Annotated in this window: 2 protein-coding genes; both read left to right on the forward strand. The window is 63.6% G+C overall.

What is annotated here, in order from left to right; translation table 11 throughout:
- The first annotated feature begins 150 nt into the window (after positions 1–150).
- Entirely contained in the window at positions 151–1,182 is a 1,032-nt protein-coding gene (locus OC610_RS24715) for a ligase-associated DNA damage response exonuclease (protein WP_264431609.1), read from the forward strand.
- Positions 1,179–2,867, forward strand: coding sequence for an ATP-dependent DNA ligase (locus tag OC610_RS24720; RefSeq protein ID WP_264431612.1), 1,689 nt, complete (start codon positions 1,179–1,181; stop codon positions 2,865–2,867). The genes OC610_RS24715 and OC610_RS24720 overlap by 4 nt, the downstream gene beginning before the upstream one ends.
- Positions 2,868–2,877 lie beyond the last annotated feature (10 nt).

Genomic DNA, 2,877 nt, shown 5'->3' on the forward strand with positions numbered 1-2,877 from the left:
CGGGAGCAAGCTCCCTCGCCACGAGAACTTGGTGAACCAGAATCAATACTCTGTCCACGTACTTTTCAACTGTACTCTCGCCCCAAACCCAATCGAACTTCTCCCCTCGCCCCCACCTCTACCGGACAAGCCCATCGCCCCGGTAATCGCATGGATCTTGTCATTGCCCGCCCCGAAGGCCTGTATTGTCCGCCGGGAGATTTCTACATCGATCCCTGGCGCCCAGTGGAACGCTCGGTCATCACCCACGCCCACGGTGACCATGCGCGCGGCGGCAACCAGCATTACCTGGCAGCGGCACCCGGCGAAGGCATCCTGCGCTCCCGACTGGGCCAGGACATCAACCTGCAAACCCTGCCCTACGGCGAGCGCCTGCAACATCACGGCGTCACCTTGAGCTTTCACCCTGCCGGCCACGTGCTGGGCTCGGCCCAGGTGCGGCTGGAACATCAAGGCGAGGTGTGGGTGGCGTCCGGCGATTACAAAGTCGAGCCCGACGGCACCTGTGCGCCGTTCGAACCGGTGAAATGTCATACGTTCATCACCGAATCCACCTTCGGCCTGCCGATTTATCGCTGGCAACCCCAGGCGCAGATCTTCGAGGAAATCAACCAATGGTGGCGCGGGAACATTGCCGTCGGCCGGGCCAGCGTGTTGCTCTGTTATTCCTTTGGCAAGGCTCAGCGAATTCTCCATGGCATCGACGCAAGCCTCGGGCCGATCCTCGCCCATGGTGCGGTGGAGCCACTGAATCGGGTTTATCGCGAGGCAGGGGTGCGTTTGCCGCCAACCCTCTACGCCGGCGATGTCAAAAAGAATGACCCGATCATGGGCCAGGCCTTGGTCATCGCCCCACCCTCCGCCGGTGGAAGCACGTGGATGCGTCGGTTCGGCGACTACAGCGATGGCTTCGCCAGCGGCTGGATGCGCTTGCGCGGCACGCGTCGGCGTCGTGGCGTGGACCGGGGCTTCGTATTGTCCGACCACGCCGACTGGCCGGGCCTGCTCTGGGCAATCGAACAGACCGGTGCCGAGCGGGTGATGGTGACCCATGGCTCGGTGGCGGTGCTGGTGCGCCATCTGCGCGAACAAGGCCTCGACGCGCAAGGTTTCACGACGGAGTACGGAGACGATGAAGAGGACATCGCCTCGGCGGTCGGCACGGCTGGGGATGCTTCATGAAAGCCTTCGCCGAGCTGTACGCCGAACTGGACGCCACCACGTCCAGCAACGCCAAGCTGGCCGCCATGCAGGATTATTTCGCCAAGGCGCCCGCCGAGGACGCCGCCTGGGCGGTTTACTTCCTGTCCGGTGGGCGACCACGGCAGTTGGTGCCCGTGAAAATCCTCCGGGAGCTGGCGGTCCAGGTGTCCGGTTTGTCATTGTGGTTGTTCGAGGAAAGTTATCAGGCCGTGGGCGACCTGGCCGAAACCATCTCGCTGGTATTGCCGGAATCGACCCACAGCTCCGACGCAGGCCTGGCGCAGTGGATCGAGGAAAAGCTGCTGCCGTTACGCGGCGAGTCGCCCGACGTGCTGGCCGAACGATTGCCGGCGCTGTGGGCACAGCTCGACCGGCCAAGCCTGATGCTGTGCATCAAGCTCATCACCGGCAGTTTCCGCGTCGGCGTGTCCAAGCTGTTGGTGACCCGGGCATTGGCCGCCATGGCCGGACTGGACAGCAAACGGGTGGCCCAACGACTGGTGGGCTACACCGATCTGTCCCATCGCCCCACGGCGGCCCGCTACCTCAAGCTGATCGCCGTCGAGTCCGATGACGAACATGCCCAGCGCGGCGGCCAGCCTTATCCGTTCTTCCTGGCCCATGCGTTGTCTGCGCCAGTGGATCAATTCGACGCACTGCTGGGGCCGGCCAGCGACTGGCAAGTGGAATGGAAATGGGACGGGATCCGCGCCCAGGTGATCAAGCGCGACGGACATTTGTGGGTGTGGTCACGAGGCGAGGACCTGGTGACTGAACGCTTTCCGGAATTGCATCCCCTGGCCCAGGCGTTGCCCGACGGTACGGTGATCGACGGCGAAATCGTGGTCTGGAAAGCCCCCGAGTCAGTCACCGAGGACGCCTTCGACCCGGAGGCACCGCTGCAACCGGCCGTGCAGCCCTTCGCGTTGTTGCAACAACGTATCGGTCGCAAGACCTTGGGCAAGAAAATCCTTGAAGACGCCCCCGTGGTGGTGATGGCCTACGATCTGTTGGAATGGCAAGGCGAGGATTGGCGCAGCCGGCCCCAGGCCGAGCGCCGCGAGCAATTGGAAACCCTGGTTGCCCGCTGCCACAGCCCCGTGCTGTTGCCATCGCCCGTCGTGACCGGCCAGGACTGGCTCGACCTCGCCCGCCAACGCGAAGCATCTCGTAGCCTGGGCGTCGAAGGCATGATGCTCAAGGCCCGCAACGCCCTGTACGGTGTCGGCCGGACCAAGGACATGGGCGTCTGGTGGAAATGGAAAATCGACCCCTTCAGCGTCGACGCCGTATTGATCTACGCCCAACGCGGCCATGGCCGACGCGCCAGCCTGTACAGCGACTACACCTTCGCCGTGTGGGACAACCCGCCCGGCAGTCGCGAGCGTACTCTCGTGCCATTTGCCAAGGCGTATTCAGGCCTGACCGATGAGGAGATGCGCCAGGTCGACAGCATCGTGCGCAAGACCACGGTGGAAAAATTCGGCCCGGTGAGCAGCGTGACGCCGACCCTGGTGTTCGAACTGGGCTTCGAAGGCATCGCCTTGTCCAAGCGCCACAAGAGCGGGATCGCGGTGCGGTTTCCACGGATGTTGCGTTGGCGCAAGGACAAGAGCGTCGATGAGGCCGACACCCTGGCAACCCTTCAGGACCTGCTGAAATAACACCGCTCCC

Source organism: Pseudomonas agronomica (assembly GCF_025917275.1).
In the GTDB taxonomy this organism is placed as follows: Bacteria; Pseudomonadota; Gammaproteobacteria; order Pseudomonadales; family Pseudomonadaceae; genus Aquipseudomonas; species Aquipseudomonas agronomica.